At 70.1% G+C, this 15788-nt stretch carries 21 protein-coding genes; 15 read left to right on the top strand and 6 right to left on the bottom strand.

Annotation, left to right across the window (positions count from 1 at the left end; all coding sequences use genetic code 11):
• Nucleotides 1-243: 243 nt before the first annotated feature.
• Nucleotides 244-519: a DUF3099 domain-containing protein gene (locus OG758_RS26930; RefSeq protein ID WP_326712311.1), complete on the bottom strand. Its 276-nt coding sequence runs from the start codon at nt 517-519 to the stop codon at nt 244-246.
• A gap of 25 nt (nt 520-544) precedes the next feature.
• Nucleotides 545-907, bottom strand: coding sequence for a DsrE family protein (locus OG758_RS26935; protein WP_100595624.1), 363 nt, complete (start codon nt 905-907; stop codon nt 545-547).
• A 102-nt stretch (nt 908-1009) separates the two neighbouring features.
• Between OG758_RS26935 and OG758_RS26940 the strand changes: the two genes are divergently transcribed.
• From OG758_RS26940 to ygfZ, 6 genes are all read left to right on the top strand, one after another.
• Entirely contained in the window at nt 1010-1756 is a 747-nt protein-coding gene (locus OG758_RS26940) for a hypothetical protein (RefSeq protein ID WP_326712312.1), read from the top strand.
• A complete protein-coding gene (locus OG758_RS26945) occupies nt 1753-2592 on the top strand; it encodes a hypothetical protein (protein WP_326712313.1) in 840 nt (279 codons plus the stop codon). The genes OG758_RS26940 and OG758_RS26945 overlap by 4 nt, the downstream gene beginning before the upstream one ends.
• Nucleotides 2589-3563, top strand: a complete 975-nt coding sequence (locus OG758_RS26950; RefSeq protein WP_326712314.1) for a hypothetical protein — start codon at nt 2589-2591, stop codon at nt 3561-3563. The genes OG758_RS26945 and OG758_RS26950 overlap by 4 nt, the downstream gene beginning before the upstream one ends.
• Nucleotides 3564-3796: 233 nt before the next feature.
• Nucleotides 3797-4369, top strand: coding sequence for an FABP family protein (locus OG758_RS26955; RefSeq protein WP_326712315.1), 573 nt, complete (start codon nt 3797-3799; stop codon nt 4367-4369).
• Between the two features lie 83 nt (nt 4370-4452).
• On the top strand, nt 4453-4896 hold the full coding sequence (locus OG758_RS26960; protein ID WP_326712316.1) for a Fur family transcriptional regulator: 444 nt from the start codon (nt 4453-4455) through the stop codon (nt 4894-4896).
• Between the two features lie 34 nt (nt 4897-4930).
• A complete protein-coding gene (gene ygfZ / locus OG758_RS26965; protein WP_326712317.1) occupies nt 4931-5896 on the top strand; it encodes a CAF17-like 4Fe-4S cluster assembly/insertion protein YgfZ in 966 nt (321 codons plus the stop codon).
• An 11-nt stretch (nt 5897-5907) separates the two neighbouring features.
• Here the strand turns inward: ygfZ and dtd are convergent, their stop codons facing one another.
• Complete coding sequence (gene dtd, locus OG758_RS26970; RefSeq protein ID WP_326712318.1) at nt 5908-6345, bottom strand: D-aminoacyl-tRNA deacylase; 438 nt, start codon at nt 6343-6345, stop codon at nt 5908-5910.
• Between the two features lie 140 nt (nt 6346-6485).
• Between dtd and OG758_RS26975 the strand changes: the two genes are divergently transcribed.
• From OG758_RS26975 to OG758_RS26985, 3 genes are all read left to right on the top strand, one after another.
• The gene (locus OG758_RS26975; protein ID WP_326712319.1) at nt 6486-7106 is read left to right on the top strand and encodes an RsiG family protein; all 621 of its coding nucleotides are present in this window, start codon (nt 6486-6488) and stop codon (nt 7104-7106) included.
• Nucleotides 7107-7190: 84 nt separating this feature from the next.
• Nucleotides 7191-8153: an asparaginase gene (locus OG758_RS26980; RefSeq protein ID WP_326712320.1), complete on the top strand. Its 963-nt coding sequence runs from the start codon at nt 7191-7193 to the stop codon at nt 8151-8153.
• A gap of 76 nt (nt 8154-8229) precedes the next feature.
• On the top strand, nt 8230-9483 hold the full coding sequence (locus OG758_RS26985) for a GNAT family N-acetyltransferase (protein WP_326712321.1): 1254 nt from the start codon (nt 8230-8232) through the stop codon (nt 9481-9483).
• Between the two features lie 121 nt (nt 9484-9604).
• On the opposite strand, the gene OG758_RS26990 is transcribed toward OG758_RS26985, so the two are convergent.
• Nucleotides 9605-9790, bottom strand: coding sequence for a hypothetical protein (locus tag OG758_RS26990; protein WP_100595631.1), 186 nt, complete (start codon nt 9788-9790; stop codon nt 9605-9607).
• A gap of 169 nt (nt 9791-9959) precedes the next feature.
• Here OG758_RS26990 and OG758_RS26995 point away from each other — a divergent pair, with 169 nt between their 5' ends.
• On the top strand, nt 9960-10856 hold the full coding sequence (locus OG758_RS26995) for a winged helix-turn-helix domain-containing protein (RefSeq protein WP_326712322.1): 897 nt from the start codon (nt 9960-9962) through the stop codon (nt 10854-10856).
• Nucleotides 10857-10881: 25 nt separating this feature from the next.
• Here the strand turns inward: OG758_RS26995 and OG758_RS27000 are convergent, their stop codons facing one another.
• Nucleotides 10882-11070 carry a hypothetical protein gene (locus OG758_RS27000; protein WP_266562747.1) on the bottom strand — a complete coding sequence of 63 codons (189 nt, stop codon included), beginning with the start codon at nt 11068-11070 and terminating at the stop codon, nt 10882-10884.
• A 126-nt stretch (nt 11071-11196) separates the two neighbouring features.
• On the opposite strand from OG758_RS27000, the gene OG758_RS27005 reads away from it, so the two are divergent.
• The 5 genes from OG758_RS27005 (at nt 11197) to OG758_RS49110 (ending at nt 15255) form a co-directional block, all read left to right on the top strand.
• Nucleotides 11197-12075: a GntR family transcriptional regulator gene (locus tag OG758_RS27005; protein ID WP_326712323.1), complete on the top strand. Its 879-nt coding sequence runs from the start codon at nt 11197-11199 to the stop codon at nt 12073-12075.
• On the top strand, nt 12024-12824 hold the full coding sequence (locus OG758_RS27010; protein ID WP_326712324.1) for an HAD family hydrolase: 801 nt from the start codon (nt 12024-12026) through the stop codon (nt 12822-12824). Before OG758_RS27005 ends, OG758_RS27010 begins: the two co-directional genes overlap by 52 nt.
• A gap of 138 nt (nt 12825-12962) precedes the next feature.
• Nucleotides 12963-14045: an aminoglycoside phosphotransferase family protein gene (locus tag OG758_RS27015; RefSeq protein ID WP_326712325.1), complete on the top strand. Its 1083-nt coding sequence runs from the start codon at nt 12963-12965 to the stop codon at nt 14043-14045.
• A 34-nt stretch (nt 14046-14079) separates the two neighbouring features.
• Nucleotides 14080-14718 (top strand): TetR/AcrR family transcriptional regulator, encoded by a 639-nt coding sequence (locus OG758_RS27020; protein ID WP_326712326.1) that lies wholly within the window; start codon nt 14080-14082, stop codon nt 14716-14718.
• A 6-nt stretch (nt 14719-14724) separates the two neighbouring features.
• The gene (locus tag OG758_RS49110) at nt 14725-15255 is read left to right on the top strand and encodes a hypothetical protein (protein WP_442810348.1); all 531 of its coding nucleotides are present in this window, start codon (nt 14725-14727) and stop codon (nt 15253-15255) included.
• A gap of 9 nt (nt 15256-15264) precedes the next feature.
• On the opposite strand, the gene OG758_RS27030 is transcribed toward OG758_RS49110, so the two are convergent.
• On the bottom strand, nt 15265-15729 hold the full coding sequence (locus OG758_RS27030) for a pyridoxamine 5'-phosphate oxidase family protein (RefSeq protein WP_326712327.1): 465 nt from the start codon (nt 15727-15729) through the stop codon (nt 15265-15267).
• Nucleotides 15730-15788 lie beyond the last annotated feature (59 nt).

Here is a 15788-nt window from a genome sequence, read left to right on the forward strand (position 1 = left end):
AACGGAACGACGGAACGGAACGGAGTGACCATGGTCCAGGACCGCTCCCCGCGCACCGACCCAGGAGACGGTCGCGGAGATCGTCGCGATGCGCCGCGCCAGCAGGGACGAGGGGGCCGAGAACTCCTAGGGGTGCCTCGCAACCTGGGGGTCTAGCGGGCCTCTGGGTCTTACGGGTCTTAAGGGTATTAGGGCTCCCAGGGACCTTAGGGGTCCTACAGGTCCTAGGGATCGTTGGGTGGCCTAGCGGTCGTACGGGTCCTGGGGGCGCTTCTTGCCGTCCAGCTCGTCCCACCACTCGTCGGACTTCGCGTCGCCGGAGGGGTCGTCCCACCAGCGGTCGTCGGGCCCGCGGCGGTTGGCGACGATCGCGGCGACGGGCGGAATCACCATCGCCACGATGCACATCGCCACCGCGGCGGGCACGGACCAGAGGCGCACGACGGCCCAGGCCAGGACGAACAGGCCGATGCAGAGGCCCATCATGGCGAAGTACAGGTGACGACGCCGCGAGTACATGCTTCAAGCGTAGGTCCGCGCCGCGTCAATAGACGAGCGCCTGCGTCCCGTCCGTCATCGCCTCCTGCACGAAGACCTGCGCGCCGGCGATCCGGACACCCTCGATGACGTCCTTCTCCGTGATCTCACGGCGGGCCGCGCACTGCGTGCACAACGTGATCCGCCCGGCCGCCAGGATCGACTCGATCAGGTCGGGCAGCGGCGCGGCGTGCGGCAGCTCGAACTCGGCGGCGCGGCCCGGCAGCGCGAACCACGACGACTCACCGGTCAGCCAGAGCGAGACCTCCACCCCGCTGGCCACGGCCACCGCCGCGACCGTGAAGGCCTGCGAGCAGCGTTCGGGGGCATCGGCCCCCGCGGTCACCTTGATCACGAGCTTGTTCGCCATGGCTGAATCGTAATCAACTCCCGTACAACCAGGGATGTTGCCTGTGGGTCTCCTGTGCGCGCGGATACGGAATCCGCGCTTCGAGTTCCGTGGGGGGACCCGTTGGATGACGAACGAACACCGCAAGGGGCGCCGGAGCCGTCCGGGCCCGCGGTGCCGGTGCGGCCGCGGCGCCGCGGCCGCACCACCCTGCTGATCGCCTGCGCCGCCCTGCTCGGCGCCGTCGCGGGCGTGTGCACCGGCTACGTCGTACAGGCGGACCGGGAGCCGACGGCGCTGCCGTCGCTGTCCCTGACGACGGTCGCGAACGCGAAGGGCGAGGGGCCCGAGGTCGCGCCCCGGGTCCAGGACGGCGATCTGCGCAAGCTCCTCGTGCCCAGGCCTGCCGGGACGCAGAAGGCGGACGCGCGGCAGGGCTGGATGAACCAGTACGCCTTCGCGAACCGCTTCAAGGATCCGCGCTGGATGTTCGGGCAGCTCGCCGAGGGCGGCTTCCGCCGGGCCACCATCGAGGCCTGGCGGCGCGGCCAGTCCACGACGGAGGTCCAGCTCATCCAGTTCCGGGACGACACCGACTCCGGCTCGCGCAAGTTCCTGGACGGCCAGCAGAGCTACATGGGTGACAGCGACTGGGCGGGCAACGAGGGGGTGCCGCTCACCGGCAGCGGCAACGGGCGCGTCTACGTCTACGACAAGCCGCACACCGAGGCCGGCTACCTCCCGATCTACCAGGCCAGGGCGCTCGCCGCCCGTGGCGACATCGTCATGGACATCCGGCTGTACGACACCAGGCCGATCCCCGAGAAGACCGTGATGTCTCTCGCGAAGCGCCAGTTGGAGCGACTGTGAGCGACCTGGACACACAGCTTCCCGAACCCGGGCCCACCCCGGATCCCGCCCCCGTCGCCCCGGATCCCGCGCCCGTCGCGGGGGGTGCGGCCCGCCGCTGGCCCGCCGTGGCGGTGGCCTGCGCCGTCGTGCTCGCCGTCGGGGCCGGCACCGGCCTCACCGTCATGAAGGTCAACGCCGCCGACCGCTCGGCGCCCACCAAGGTGTGGGCGAAGCCGAAGGAGCAGAAGCAGGCGAAGCCCGGCCGGGCCAAGGCCCAGGGGCTCAGCGCCCGGCTGCTCCCGGTCCCCAAGGCCTACCGGCCGGGCCCGGACATCGACGAGTACGGCAACGACAAGACCCTCGGTGGCAGCGAAGCCGCCGCCCGCCTCAAGAGGGGCGCGCGCAACCTGCCCTCCCGCCAGCGCGAGGCACAGGACAAGGCCATCGACAAACTGAAGCTCAGGGGCATGGCCATGCGCAGCTACCAGCTGAGCGGCTCCATGGGATTCGCGGCCGACGACGACAAGAAGTCCCTCGTCGTCGAGATGCAGCTCGCCCAGATGCAGAACCGCAGGGCCGGGCGTGAGCTCAAGGAGTTCCGCAGCGAGTTCCTGCGCTCGGTGGGCGTGTTCCCCAAGGGGCCGAAGGTCAAGGGCCATCGCAACGCCGACTGTTTCCTCGCGCCCAAGGACAGCAAGGGCAAGCTCGCAATGGTCCTCTGCAGCGCGTACGAGGACGACGTCCTGGTCACCGCCACCGGTTACGGCCCCAAGCCGCTCAACACCGCCGAGGTCGCCGACCTGCTCGCCCAGCAGCTCGACCGCCTGACGTCGCAGGGAGGGCAGCTCGTATGAGCGAGACACTGCAACCGGCCGAAGAGTCGCGGCAGGCCGCGACGCCGCAACTGGCAGAGACGCGGCAACTGGCAGAGACGCCGCAGCAGGCCGAGACACTGCAGCAGGCCGAGACGCCGCAGCAGTCTGAGGAGCCGCAGCAGCAGGACCCCGTTGCCGCCGGTTCCCCGCAGCAGCCGGGTCGCGTCCCTGCCGAGGAGGCCCCGCACGCCCCCAAGGACCGGCGCGTCCTGCGCGCCGTCCTGCGCTGGACCGCCGCCGTCGCCGTCTTCGGCGTGATCGGCGCGGCCACCGCGTACGGCGTCACCGAGCAGAAGCGCACCGATCTGCCCGGCCTGGCCACCGAGAGTGACGGCCGCTGGACCTTTCCGGCGATCGAGAAGCCCCCGCTGCCCGACGGCTCCCCGGCCCCCTTCGCCGACGGCAACGACAGCGAGACCCACTACGCCGATCTGCGCAAGCTGGTCCTGCCCCTGCCCCGGGGCGCCACGCCCGACAAGGCGCTGGCCGGGAAGGACGGGTGGCTGCCCACGTCCGTGTATCTCGACGCGTACGAGAAGGAGGCGCGCCAGGACCTGGGGCAGCAGCTCAAGGACGACGGGCTGCGGCAGACAGCGGCCCGCGGCTGGACCACGCCCGACGGAACGCACACGCGGATCTACGCGCTGCGCTTCACCTCGGCGGCCTTCACACGGATCGTCCACGCCGACCTGACGGACAACGTGGCCTCCCCGGCGGACGCGCCGTACGCCGACGAGGAGTACGGCGGCTGGGCGGAGAAGGTCAACGTCCAGTACACGAAGCGGAACGTCTTCACGGAGGCGAAGCCGTACGGGAGGACGGCCGTGCGATACGCCTACATCGAGGCCGGTGACGTCATCGCCCTGGTGATCCAGTCCGGGAAGGCGGCCCTGCCGCCCCGGATCACCTTCCAGCAGACCGTCGTCCTGCAGAGCCAGCTCCTCGGCTGACCGCCCGCACCCCGCTTGGGTGACCTCATCGAGAGAGCCGGGCCCCACCCGACTAAAGTGGGGCCCGGCTCTGTACCGACCACCGCTCACCGAGGAGCACCCCGTGCTTGAGGCCTTCTTCTCCGCTCTGCTCATCCTGGTCTGCGTCGGCGTTCTCGCGTTCGCCGGGCTGACCGTGAAGAAGCTGTACCAGGGCCAGCGCTGACCCCCACCAGAGAGACGCTTCGCAGACCATGATCGAGATCCCGTCCGACCTGCACCCCGACCTCGTCCCCCTGGTGTTCCTCCTCGGTAACTGGGCGGGCGCGGGTGTCACCGACTTCCCCGGCGCCGAGAAGGCGAACTTCGGGCAGGAGGCCTCCTTCACCCACGACGGGCGGGACTTCCTCGAGTACCACTCGCACACCTGGATCCTCGACTCCGAGGGCAACAAGGTGAAGCCCCTGGAGTCCGAGTCCGGGTACTGGCGGATCGACAAGGACCGCAAGGTCGAGGTCGTCATGGTCCGTGACGACGGCGTCGTCGAGGTCTGGTACGGCGAGCTCGCCGACAAGAAGCCGCAGATCGACCTGGTCACGGACGCCGTCGCGCGCACCGCGGCCTCGGGCCCGTACACCGGTGGCAAGCGGCTCTACGGCTATGTGAAGAGCGATCTGATGTGGGTCGGCGAGAAGCAGACCCCCGAGGTCGAGCTGCGCCCCTACATGTCGGCCCAGCTGAAGAAGGTCGTCTCCCCGGACGAGGTGGCCGAGATGGCCCGCAACCTCCCGGACCTGCCCGACGACGGCATCGCCTTCTTCAAGTAGTCCCGTCGAGCCGCCCCGTTCCCGTTCCCGTTCTTCGAGCAGTCCCGAAGCCGTCCCCGGCAAGTGGACCTACACTCGGCGGTGTGGTGAGCACCGACTGGAAGAGCGACCTGCGGCAGCGCGGCTACCGGCTGACGCCCCAGCGTCAGCTGGTCCTCGAGGCTGTCGACACCCTCGAGCACGCGACCCCCGACGACATCCTCTGCGAAGTGCGCAAGACGGCGTCGGGGATCAACATCTCGACGGTCTACCGCACCCTTGAGCTGCTCGAGGAGCTGCGGCTCGTCAGCCATGCCCACCTCGGGCACGGTGCGCCGACGTACCACCTCGCCGACCGGCACCACCACATCCACCTGGTGTGCCGGGACTGCACGAACGTGATCGAGGCCGACGTCGAGGTCGCCGCCGAGTTCACGGCGAAGCTCCGCGACACGTTCGCCTTCGACACGGACCTCAAGCACTTCGCGATCTTCGGCCGCTGCGCCGACTGTGCCGCCAAGGAAGCCGGACCCTCCGGCAAGGAATAAGCCGGCCGGTGCGCTCGTCGTAGTGTCTGTGAACATGAAGAGCCCCCTCCTGTCCCTGCCCGGCGCCGTTCCCGCCGAGGGCGTGGACGAAGGCGTCGCCGCGCACTACGGCGACCTGTTCCGCGAGCAGCGCACCCTCGCCGACGGCAACGGCCTCGTCGACCTCTCCCACCGCGGCGTCCTCACCGTCACCGGCGACGACCGGCTCGCGTGGCTGCATCTGCTGCTCACGCAGCACGTCAGCGACCTCCCGGCCGGCCAGGCCACCGAGGCGCTCGTCCTCTCCGCCCACGGCCACATCGAGCACGCCCTCTACATCGTCGACGACGGCACCACCACGTGGGCGCACGTCGAGCCCGGCACGCAGGAGGAGCTGATCGCCTACCTGGAGTCGATGAAGTTCTTCTACCGGGTCGAAGTCGCCGACCGCACCGAGGAGTTCGCCCTCGTCCAGCTGCCGGCCGGTTCCATCGCCCCGGTCCCGGACGGTGTCGCGGTGCGCGAGACGGCGTACGGCCGCGACGTGTTCCTGCCGCGCGCCGACCTGGAGGCGTACGCGGAGCAGAACGGGCCCGCGATCGGGCTCCTCGCCCACGAGGCGCTGCGCGTGGAGAACCACCGGCCGCGCCTCGGCTTCGAGACCGACCACCGCACCATCCCGCACGAGCTCGGCTGGATCGGCACCGCCGTCCACCTCCAGAAGGGCTGCTACCGCGGCCAGGAGACCGTCGCCCGCGTGCAGAACCTCGGCAAGCCCCCGCGCCGCCTCGTCTTCCTGCACCTGGACGGCAGCGAGGTGCACCTGCCCCCGCACGGCGCCCCGGTCCGTCTCGCGTCCGACGGCCCCGAGAGCCGCAAGCTGGGCTTCGTCACGACGTCGGTACGCCACCACGAACTCGGTCCGATCGCGCTCGCGCTGGTGAAGCGGAACGTGCCGGTGGACGCCGACCTCATCGTGGACACGACCGCGGCCGCGCAGGAAGTCGTCGTCGAGCCCTAGCCACGCCGTGGCTACATCTCCAGAAGCACCGTGAACGGGCCGTCGTTCGTCAGGGACACCCGCATCTTCGCCCCGAACCGGCCCGTCGCCACGGTCGCGCCCAGGGCGCGCAGCTGCGCCACGACCTCGTCGACCAGCGGCTCGGCCACCGGTCCCGGCGCCGCCGCGTTCCAGGTGGGGCGACGGCCCTTACGGGCGTCCCCGTAGAGCGTGAACTGGCTGATCACCAGGAGCGGGGCGTCGATGTCGCTGCACGACTTCTCGTCGGCGAGCATCCGTACGGACCAGAGCTTGCGGGCCAGTTGGGCGGCCTTCTCCTTGGTGTCCTCGTGAGTGACCCCCACGAGGACGCACAGCCCCTCGCCCTTGATCTCGCCGACGGTCTTCGTCTGGTTGTCCTCGTCCACGACGACGCTCGCGCCGTCCACCCTCTGCACCACTGCACGCATACGGACCATCATGCCGTGCTCCCGAACCGCCCATCCGGGGCGGATTGGGGGCACTCGTGCACAGAGCGGCCACTCGGAGTGGCACGATGCTCCCACGCGGTGCACCGCGTCGGTCCGGTCGAGGGGACGGTAGGGACGCAATGAGCCACACATCGAGCATCGGGCAGCCTCCAGGGGCCCCCGTTTCGTTGACGCACGCCAGTCGCATCACCGGTACGAACCGCCTCAGCACGGCGCGCCCGCCGAAGCAGCGGGTCGCCGGCCCGGACCTTCCGGAGCCGCCCGGCCACGACCTGTCCGCGCTGCGCCTTCCCGAGCTGCGCACGCTGCGCCGCGACGCCCAGCAGGACGAGGCCGACCTGAGCTACGTACGACGGCTGCTCCAGGGCCGGATCGACATCCTGCGGGCCGAGGTCGGCCGCCGCAGGGACCCCGAGGCGCCGGTCGTGGACCGGCTCTCCGAGATCCTCACCGACAAGGCCGCCACGCACCGCTCCTCCGCCCGCCATGTCACCCTCGGCACGCCCCGCAGCGAGGAGTACCGGGACCTCGCCGCCGAGATGCTCGCCGAGGTCGAGCTGTCCGACCTGGACGCCCGAACGGACGATGAGCTGCACACGGCGATGGGCCGCCTCGTGCGCTACGAGCAGCAGGTCTCGCGCCGCCGCCACCTGCTCCAGTCGACGGCCGACGATTGCAGCGCCGAGATCGCCCGCAGGTACCGTGAAGGCGAAGCACAAGTAGACGACCTGCTCGCGTGACGCGGCCGCACCGGTGACCCCGGTGGCCCGCTGCGGGGCGGGTCTGTCCATGGCCCGCCATGGACCCGCCCCGGAAGGCCACCGATGTCCCCCTCCTCCGCCGCTGCCATACCCCCGGTCCTCGCCGAGGTCGTCCGTTCCGGCTTCGTCGAGGGCCATCACCGAGGCAGCCTGGTCGTGCTCGCCGCGGACGGGACCGTGGAGCTCGCCCTGGGGGACGTGACCGCTCCCGTCTTCCCCCGCTCGTCGAACAAGCCGATGCAGGCGGCGGGCGTGCTGCGCGCGGGGCTCGACCTGTCGGGCGAGCGGCTCGCGCTCGCGGCCGCGAGCCACTCCGGCGAGACCTTCCACCGCGATCTCGTCCAGAAGATGCTGTCCGAGCACGAGCTGACCCCGGCCGAGCTCCAGTGCCCGCCCGATCTGCCGCTCGACCCCGTCGAGACCGAGACGTACCTGGCGGCGGGTGCCGTACGGGACCGGGTCACGATGAACTGCTCCGGCAAGCACGCCGCGATGCTGGCCGCCTGCGACCTGAACGGCTGGCCCAAGGACTCCTACCTGGACCCGGAGCACCCGCTCCAGAAGCTCATCCACGAGGTGGTGGAGGAGGCCGCGGGCGAGCCCGTCGCCGCGGTCGGTACGGACGGCTGCGGGGCGCCCCTGATGGCGATCAGCCTCACCGGCCTCGCCCGCGCCTTCCGCCACTTCGTGCTCGCCCCCGAAGGCTCGGCGGAGCGCCGCGTCGCCGACGCGATGCGCGCGCACCCCGAGTACGTCGCCGGTACCCGCCGCCCCGACACCTGGCTGATGCGCGAGGTGCCCGGCGTCCTGTCGAAGATGGGCGCGGAGGCGGTCCAGGCCGTGGCGCTCCCGGACGGACGGGCGCTCGCCTTCAAGATCGACGACGGCGCGACGCGCGCGCTCGGCCCGGTCCTGGCCCGCGTGCTGCGGATGCTGGGCGTGGACGGCGGGGTCGTGGCCCGCATCGGCGAGGCGCCGCTGCACGGCGGCGGGGGCGTCGTGGGGGAGATCCGCGCGGTCTTCTAGGCCCTGTCGCCACCGGGGGCGGGGCCGCGCGGTAATCGGGTGGCCTCACCCCGCGCCCCCCGCTTAGCGTGACGGGATGACCCGCGACGACATCGACGTACGGCCCATCACGGATGACGAGCTTGCCGACTGGTCCCGCGCGCTGAACACCGGCTTCCTGCGGAGCACCCCCGACTCGCGCGAAACCCTCGACAAACGCAGGGAACTGGCGCGCGGCTCACGGATCCTGGGCGCGTTCGACGGGGGGCGCTGCGTCGCCACCTTCCGCTCGTTCCCGCAGGAGCTCACCGTGCCGGGCGGCGCGGCCGTCCCCGCCGACGCGATCTCGAACGTCACGGTCAGCGCCACGCATCGCCGACGCGGCCTCCTGAGCCGGATGATGGCGGACGACCTCGCCGACGCGAAGGCCCGCGGTGACGTCGTCGCGACGCTCATCGCCGCCGAGTACCCGATCTACGGCCGGTTCGGCTTCGGGCCCGCCACGTCGCTCAGCGAGTGGGCGGTGGACGTGCCGCGCGCCGGGCTCGACCCGCGCCGGCCGGTCCCGGACGACGGGGGCCGTATCGATCTCGTCGACGGCGAGGACGTCCGCAAGACGGGCCCGGAGCTGCACGAGCGGCTGCGCGCGAGCCGGCCCGGCGTCATCGACCGCGACGGGTTCTGGTGGCGCCGTAACACCGGACTCCTCGAAACCCCGGAAGAGCCCTGGAAAGAGCCCTTCTACGCGGTCTACCGCGCTCCGAACGGCGAGGCCGAGGGCCTGATCGTCTACTCCGTCGACGACAAATGGAGCGACACCAAGCAGCCGCACAACACGGCGACCGTGCGCGACCTGATCGCCGTCACCCCGGCCGCCGAGCGCGCGCTGTGGCACTACGTCTGTTCCGTCGACTGGATCGCGACCGTCCGCACCGGCCACCGGGCCCCGGACGACCTGCTGCCGCATCTGCTGCCCGACCCGCGCGCGGCCCGCGTCGTCACGCACGCGGACTGGCTGTGGGTGCGGATCCTGGATGTCGTACGGGCCCTGGAGGCGCGTACGTACGCGGGGACGGGATCGCTGGTCCTCGAGGTCGGCGACGCGGCCGGCCTCTCCGGGGGCCGCTACCGGCTGGACGCGGAGCCCGGGGGTGCGGTGTGCGCACCGACCTCGGAGGAACCCGAACTCACGCTGGACGTGAGCGAGTTGGGGACGCTGTGGCTGGGCGACGAGTCCGCGGTGCGGCTCGCCGCGCTCGGCCGCGTCAGGGAGGAGAGGGCGGGCGCCGCCGCCATTGCCGACGCCCTGCTGCGTACGTCCAGGCGCCCGTGGTGCCCGGACATCTTCTGAGGCGCACTTGCTGAGGTGTGCCGGCGTGCGTCTGAACCGTGCTGACGTGCTGTGGTGCTCCGGCGCGCTGTGACGCCGAGGCGTGACCGGGCTCCCGGCTCCCCTCCGGAAGGGAGCCCGGTCAGCCGCTCTGGGCCAGCAGCATCACGAGGATCACGGCCCCGATGCCGCTGATGAGGTTGTTCTTGGCCTTGAGGCCGATGGAGAGCGCGACGAACGCGATGATGCCCATCGGCCCGTACTTCCACTGGATCAGCTGCTCGAACCCGATGGCGAGGGCTGCAACGGCGATGGCGATGAACGGCATGTCTGGTCCCCCTTCAGTTCGGGAGCGATGACCAACCGGGCCAACCCTTTCGGGTATCCGACCATGTGGCTCAAGTTGGCAACCAACTCCACTGAACTTATCTCCGCCTAGCGCCGACTCATAACCACCTTTCCCTCAACTCCCCAAAGATGGCGGGAAGTTGTAGGGTTTGTCTGTGGGTCCGGAACATGCCGCGGTCGACGGTCACCGGAAGCCACCGGCGACGTATCGCCAGGTGGCCGACGAGCTGCGCGCCCGGATCAGGGCGGGCCGGCTGCGGCCGGGCGAGCGCCTGCCGACCCAGGCCCGCCTCGCCGACGAGTTCGGCGTGGAGCGCGCCGCCGTGCGCCAGGCCCTGCGCATCCTGCGCTCGGAACGCCTGCTCGCCGATGTGTCCAAGGGGACCCCGGCCACCGTCGCGCAGCACACGGGCCCCGCCTTCGCCGGCCCAGGGGCGTCGCCCCAGCCCACGATGGTGGGGCTCGGCCCGCGGGTCACCGCCGCGTTCGGCGCCCGGCACGTCCAGATCGACGCCCTGTGCCTGACCGCGGTCTCGCTGACGCTCGCGATGGGTGAGCCACTGCGCCAGATCCACGCCGGCCGTTCGAATCCGGCCAAGGTCGACGTCCGCGTCCTGCTGCCGAGCAGCGACATCGACCTCGCGTTCCCGACGCGGGTGGGCGCGGCGGACGCCCGGCTCAAGCGGAACTGGCTGGCGCAGCGCAACGCGCAGGGGCAGGTCCTGCGCCACAACCTCCTCGCCCTGCGCTCCACGCACGGGATCGACGTCCATGTCACGTTCAGGGCGCTGCCGTTCACGCCACCGATCAAGCTCTATCTGCTCAACGGCGGCGAGGCGCTGTTCGCGTACTACACACTGACCAGGCGGGGCGAGCAGATCGACCAGGAGTACCTGGAGACGTACGGGGTGCAGGGCGCGCGGTCGGTGCTCTTCCCGTTCGAACAGGGGCGGGGGCTGCGGGAGACGACGTTCGTCGAGCAGTCCCACCTGTGGTTCGACAGCCTCTGGAACACGATCAGTTCGAACCTGACGCTCACGCCGTGAGGGCGCGCGGACCCGCGGGCCTGTGTCAGAGCGCGGGTCCGGCCAGCATCAGGGCCAGGAGTACGGCTCCGATGGAGCTGCAGGTGGGGCTCTTCGTCTTGACGCCGATCGTGAGGAGCAGCAGGCCGGTGATCCCGACGGGACCGTAGCGCCACTGGACCAGCTGCTCGAAAGTGATCACGAACACAGCGGAGAAGAAGGTGAGGACGGGCATGGTGGTTCCTCCTTCGGCCATCTTGCTCAAAGTTGGCAACCAACTACTATGAAGTTGTCCCCACTTGGTCGTGATGGATAAACAACTCTTCAACAACTCCCGCCAAATGATGGTTAGTTGTAGCGTTTGGTTGTGACTCAGGAGAGCGTTGCAGTGAACGGCAGCAGAAGGTCCTCACCCCAGGAGATCGCCGACGTCCTGCGGGAGCGCATCAAGGCGGGTGAGCTCCGCGCGGGCGAGCGGCTGCCGACACAGGCGGAGCTGGCCGAGGAGTTCGGCGTGGAACGCGGCGCCGTACGGCAGGCCCTGCGCTCCCTCCAGGAGGACGGACTGCTCAGCAACGTGAGCAAGGGCAGCCCGCCGAGGATCGCCGAGCAGACCCCGGCGCGCGACGAGCCGCAGCGCACGATGGTCGGCCTTGCCCCGCGGCTGTCCGAGGCGTTCGGGTCTCCGCAGGTGCGGATCGACGCCGTCTGCCTCACCGCGGAGACCCTGATGCTGGCGCTCGCCGAGCCGCTGCGCTTCATCCACGAGGGCCGCATACGCCCCGACTCGGTCGATGTGCGCATCCTGCTGCCGGGCAGGGACATCAATCTCGCCTTCCCGGTATCGGCCACGGAGGAGGGCGACGCCGCACTCGTCCACAAGCGCTGGCTCGACCAGCGCAACGCGCAGGGCCAGGTTCTGCGCCACAATCTGCGCTCGCTGCGGTCCTCGCACGGCATCGACGTACGGGTCGCCTTCCGGGCGCTGCCCTTCACCCCGCCGGTCAAGCTCTACCTGCTCAACGGGAACGAGGCGCTCCTCTCGTACTACCTGGTCACGCGGCGCGAGGAGGAGATCGAGAGCGGCACGCTCGACATGTACGACACGCTCGGCACGGAGTCGCTGCTGTTCTCGTTCGAGAAGCGGGCGGGGCAGCGGGACACGGCGTTCGTGGAGGAATCGCAGAAGTGGTTCGACGCCCTCTGGGAAACCATCACCACGGACCTGACACTCTCCTAGTGACTTCTGATGCAACGAAGCAGACTGTTCCGGTGGCTGAAGCGACGGAATCACTTCGGGAACTGATCAAAAGGGCGCGGTTCGTGCTCTTCGACTTCGACGGGCCGATCTGCCGGCTCTTCGCGGGGCACTCGGCGGAGCGGGTGGCCGTCGAACAGGTCCGGTGGCTGGAGGAACGCGGCCTGCACGGTCTGCTCACCGAGGAGGAGCGCGCGGAACCGGACCCGCACGCCGTCCTGCGCGCCGTCGACCGGCGGCGCCCCGGCAGCGACCTGGTCGTCGAACTGGAGGAGCGCCTCACCCAGCAGGAGCTCACGGCGGTGGCCTCGGCCTGGCCCACGCAGTACGCCGACCCGCTGATCAGGACGTGGTATGCGGTGGGCGCCCACCTGGCCGTCACGACCAACAACTCCCCGGTGGTGGCGTCCCGTTACCTGGCCACGCGCGGCCTCACGACCTGCTTCGCCCCGCACGTCTACGGCCGAACCCAGGACCTCCACCTCCTCAAACCCCACCCGTACTGCGTACAACGCGCCCTCGGCGCCCTGGGAGCGACCCCCGAAGCTTCCCTGATGATCGGCGACACCCCCTCGGACTTCGGGGCGGCGACCGCGGCCGGCATCGCGTTCCTCGGCTACGCGCGTAATGAACGCACGGCGAAGGTACTGAGGGAGGCGGGGGCGGAGGTGGTGGTGTCGTCGCTGGAGCCGCTTCTGGGAGTGCTGCGGGAGCGGGGGAAAAGTGGCTGACCGGGTGATCCCGGTCGTGCGGCCCGCCCGGTCCTTGCGAGTCGTACCTGAGTGGGTTCTGGGATGCTGCCGCGTGGCGGAGTACCGTACGCCTCCTCTTCAATAACGCTGGCGCTACTCCTGGCGAAAGAATGGGCGATGGCAACGGACCCGACCACGACAGCCTGGCGACGGGCTGTCGAATTGAGTGGCGGCGAACAGTCGATCGAAGGGCCGCTCAAGGGTTACCACCATGAAACGTATGTCCTCCCTTTTCTGCCTACGGGTGACCTGTCCCGGACCGGTCGGTGGAAGTGCCGGGATCCTCGCAGTGGCCTCTTCTGGTTCGACCGTCGGTGCTTCGAATCGGAAGAAGCGCTGCTCGGCGCCCTGTCGGGGCGGATCTCGCGCATTCCTGAGGTGGTCGAGGTCGAAGGTGCCAAGCTGCAGCAGTTCATCGAGGGCAGCACGCTCGGATCGCTCGCGAAAAGGGGCAAGTCCGCTCCCTCCGACCTGACCGGTCAGCTGGGCTCCCTGTTTCGCGAAATGGCCGAGGTGCGACCCGATTCGCTCTCCATTGCCAGAAAATGCACAAAAGAGGACCAGGCGCCGGAGGGGGACTCCGCGGAATTTCTGGAACGGCTGATCAGGTTCACCGAAAAACAGGTATACGAAAAGAACCTGGAGCGGTTCGGCGGACTCTTCGGCCGCCTGGGTCTGGACGGTGAAGCCTTCACGCGTCTGCGGAAGCACGTTCTGGGGCTGGTGGAGCGGCCCTTCTGCCTTCTGCACGCGGATCTCCACCGAGAGAACCTGATCGTGGACCGGTCGTCCCGGCTCTGGGTGATCGACTGGGAACTGGCGATGTTCGGTGACCCCCTGTATGACCTGGCAACGCATCTGTACCTCATGCGGTACCCGGAAGCGCAGGTGCCCGGCGTCATCACCTCATGGCGCAGAAGCGTCGAGGATGTCAGGGCGGGAAGTTCTCAGGGCTGGGAGAAGGATCTTCCGCTCCTGATCGACTTCAAGAAGGCACAGTCGGTGTACACGGATGTGATCAGGTCCGCGACGAAGCTCAGCGCCTCTCCGGCCCGGGACAGCTCGCTGCTCTGGCTGACTGCCGTCAAACTGCGGGGCATCGTGGCCGCGGCGGCCGTCCCTCTGGGGCTGGAGACTGTCCCCTCCGTTCCCCGGATCGCCGACATGCTCGCTCGCTGGCTGGCCGGCGCCGAGGAGTGAAGGGGGCGGGGCGGCCCTGCGTACGCTTTCGCCCATGAGTGGCGACACCGGTGAAATGGGCCTCCGTGAGCGGAAGAAGCGGCGGATGTATCAGGCGATCTCCGAGGCGGCCATCGGGCTGTTTCTGGAGAAGGGGTTCGACAAGGTGTCCGTCGCCGAGGTGGCGGCCGCCGTCGAGATCTCCAAGCCGACCCTGTTCCGGTACTTCCCCACCAAGGAGGACCTGGTCCTGCACCGGTTCGCCGATCACGAGGACGAGCCCGCACGCGTCGTCGCCGGGAGGGGCGAGGGCGTGACGCCGCTCGCCGCGCTGCGGGCGCATTTTCTCGACGGGCTCGAGCGGCGCGACCCGGTGACCGGGCTGAGCGACCACCCCGCGGTGCTCGCCTTTCACCGGCTGCTCTACGGCACCCCTTCGCTGGTCGCGCGGGCCTACGGGTATCAGGAGCGGTCGGAGAAGATCCTGGCCGACGCGCTCGGCGAGGGGGCCGGGGCGCGGCTCGCGGCCGGGCAGATCGTGGCCGTACAGCGGGTTCTCGCCATGGAGAACTGGCGGCGGATCGCGGCGGGGGAGAGTGCCGACGAGGTGTGGCCGGATGCCGTGGAGGCTGCCGAGTTGGGGTTCCGTCAGTTGGAGGACGGGCTCGGGGCGCCCAGGCATGGTGAGGGTTAGTGAAAAATGTTACTCGGTTACGTTATCTCGTTCGGTGACCGCTTCCGCCGATCTCCGTGCCCTCGTCCGGGACGCCACCACCGCGACCTCTGCCGCGCCGCCCTCGCCGCGATGATCGAGGGCGCCGACGAACAGGTCGTCATCGGCGAGAACGCCTCCGCCTCCGGGGCCGACGCCGAAGTGCTCGGGCACCAGCTGCGCAGCAAGGCCAAGGAGCTGCACGAACTGCCCGAGGTCCCGCTCTTCTTCGGGCGCCTCGACTTCGCCGACGGTGTCGGCGTGCGGCTGCTGCGAACCGCCTTGACGGATTCGGGGATCGAGGTGGGCGGAGCGGATGATCCGCGGGCCCGCGTGACCGTCCTCGGGGCGTCCGTCGCCAAGGGGCTCGAGTGCGACCATGTCGTCGCCGTCGAGCCGGCCGCCGTGGCCGAGGCCGAGCGCCGCGGTCTGCACCGGCTGTACGTCGTCCTGACCCGCGCCGTGTCCCGCCTCGACGTCGTGCACAGCCGGCCGCTGCCGTTCGCCGCGGCATCCTGAGCCGTCCGCTCACTTCGGGATGTCGAGCGCCGTCCCGTAGAGCCGGGTCACCCGGAGCCTGATCACCACGCGGCTCTCCTCGACCTGCCGGCCGAGGAAGTCCGCCTCCTGCACGGGGTCGTCGAACCCCGGCGTCATGGCGAGCAGTTCGCGCCCGACGGCGTCCCCGGGCGCGGCCGTCACGTCCGACACCTCGGCCTCGCCCTCGGCGACGGCGAACGACCACATGTCGGGGCCGGTGACGTGCAGCGCGGCATGCGGGTCGCTCCGCAGCTGACGGGCCTTGAGGCGGTCGGTCGTGGTGGAGACGCGCAGGACGCGCTCGCCGGGGCTCCAGTGGTAGAGCACGGTGGACAGGTGCGGGTGCCCGGTGCGCCGGACGCTCGCCAGCGTCCCGAACCGGCCGCGGGCAAGCAGCAGTTGGAGTTCTTCGTCGGTGAGGACCCGGGGCGCGGGACCGCTCTTCGCTGCCATGACAACTCCATGGGGATCGAGTTCGAGCTGGTGTGTGATGCGGCCGGCGTGGGACGCGG

The sequence above is a fragment of the Streptomyces sp. NBC_01474 genome (assembly GCF_035918215.1).
Classification (GTDB): domain Bacteria; phylum Actinomycetota; class Actinomycetes; order Streptomycetales; family Streptomycetaceae; genus Streptomyces; species Streptomyces aureus.

Excerpts from the sequence above, each read along its gene's own strand:
- OG758_RS26930 (WP_326712311.1), bottom strand. The coding sequence starts at position 519 with ATGTACTCGCGGCGTCGTCACCTGTACTTCGCCATGATGGGCCTCTGC.
- OG758_RS26935 (WP_100595624.1), bottom strand. The coding sequence starts at position 907 with ATGGCGAACAAGCTCGTGATCAAGGTGACCGCGGGGGCCGATGCCCCC.
- OG758_RS26950 (WP_326712314.1), top strand. The coding sequence starts at position 2,589 with ATGAGCGAGACACTGCAACCGGCCGAAGAGTCGCGGCAGGCCGCGACG.
- OG758_RS26955 (WP_326712315.1), top strand. The coding sequence starts at position 3,797 with ATGATCGAGATCCCGTCCGACCTGCACCCCGACCTCGTCCCCCTGGTG.
- ygfZ (WP_326712317.1), top strand. The coding sequence starts at position 4,931 with ATGAAGAGCCCCCTCCTGTCCCTGCCCGGCGCCGTTCCCGCCGAGGGC.
- dtd (WP_326712318.1), bottom strand. The coding sequence starts at position 6,345 with ATGCGTGCAGTGGTGCAGAGGGTGGACGGCGCGAGCGTCGTCGTGGAC.
- OG758_RS26975 (WP_326712319.1), top strand. The coding sequence starts at position 6,486 with ATGAGCCACACATCGAGCATCGGGCAGCCTCCAGGGGCCCCCGTTTCG.
- OG758_RS26980 (WP_326712320.1), top strand. The coding sequence starts at position 7,191 with ATGTCCCCCTCCTCCGCCGCTGCCATACCCCCGGTCCTCGCCGAGGTC.
- OG758_RS26985 (WP_326712321.1), top strand. The coding sequence starts at position 8,230 with ATGACCCGCGACGACATCGACGTACGGCCCATCACGGATGACGAGCTT.
- OG758_RS26990 (WP_100595631.1), bottom strand. The coding sequence starts at position 9,790 with ATGCCGTTCATCGCCATCGCCGTTGCAGCCCTCGCCATCGGGTTCGAG.
- OG758_RS27000 (WP_266562747.1), bottom strand. The coding sequence starts at position 11,070 with ATGCCCGTCCTCACCTTCTTCTCCGCTGTGTTCGTGATCACTTTCGAG.
- OG758_RS27015 (WP_326712325.1), top strand. The coding sequence starts at position 12,963 with ATGGCAACGGACCCGACCACGACAGCCTGGCGACGGGCTGTCGAATTG.
- OG758_RS27020 (WP_326712326.1), top strand. The coding sequence starts at position 14,080 with ATGAGTGGCGACACCGGTGAAATGGGCCTCCGTGAGCGGAAGAAGCGG.
- OG758_RS49110 (WP_442810348.1), top strand. The coding sequence starts at position 14,725 with ATGTTACTCGGTTACGTTATCTCGTTCGGTGACCGCTTCCGCCGATCT.
- OG758_RS27030 (WP_326712327.1), bottom strand. The coding sequence starts at position 15,729 with ATGGCAGCGAAGAGCGGTCCCGCGCCCCGGGTCCTCACCGACGAAGAA.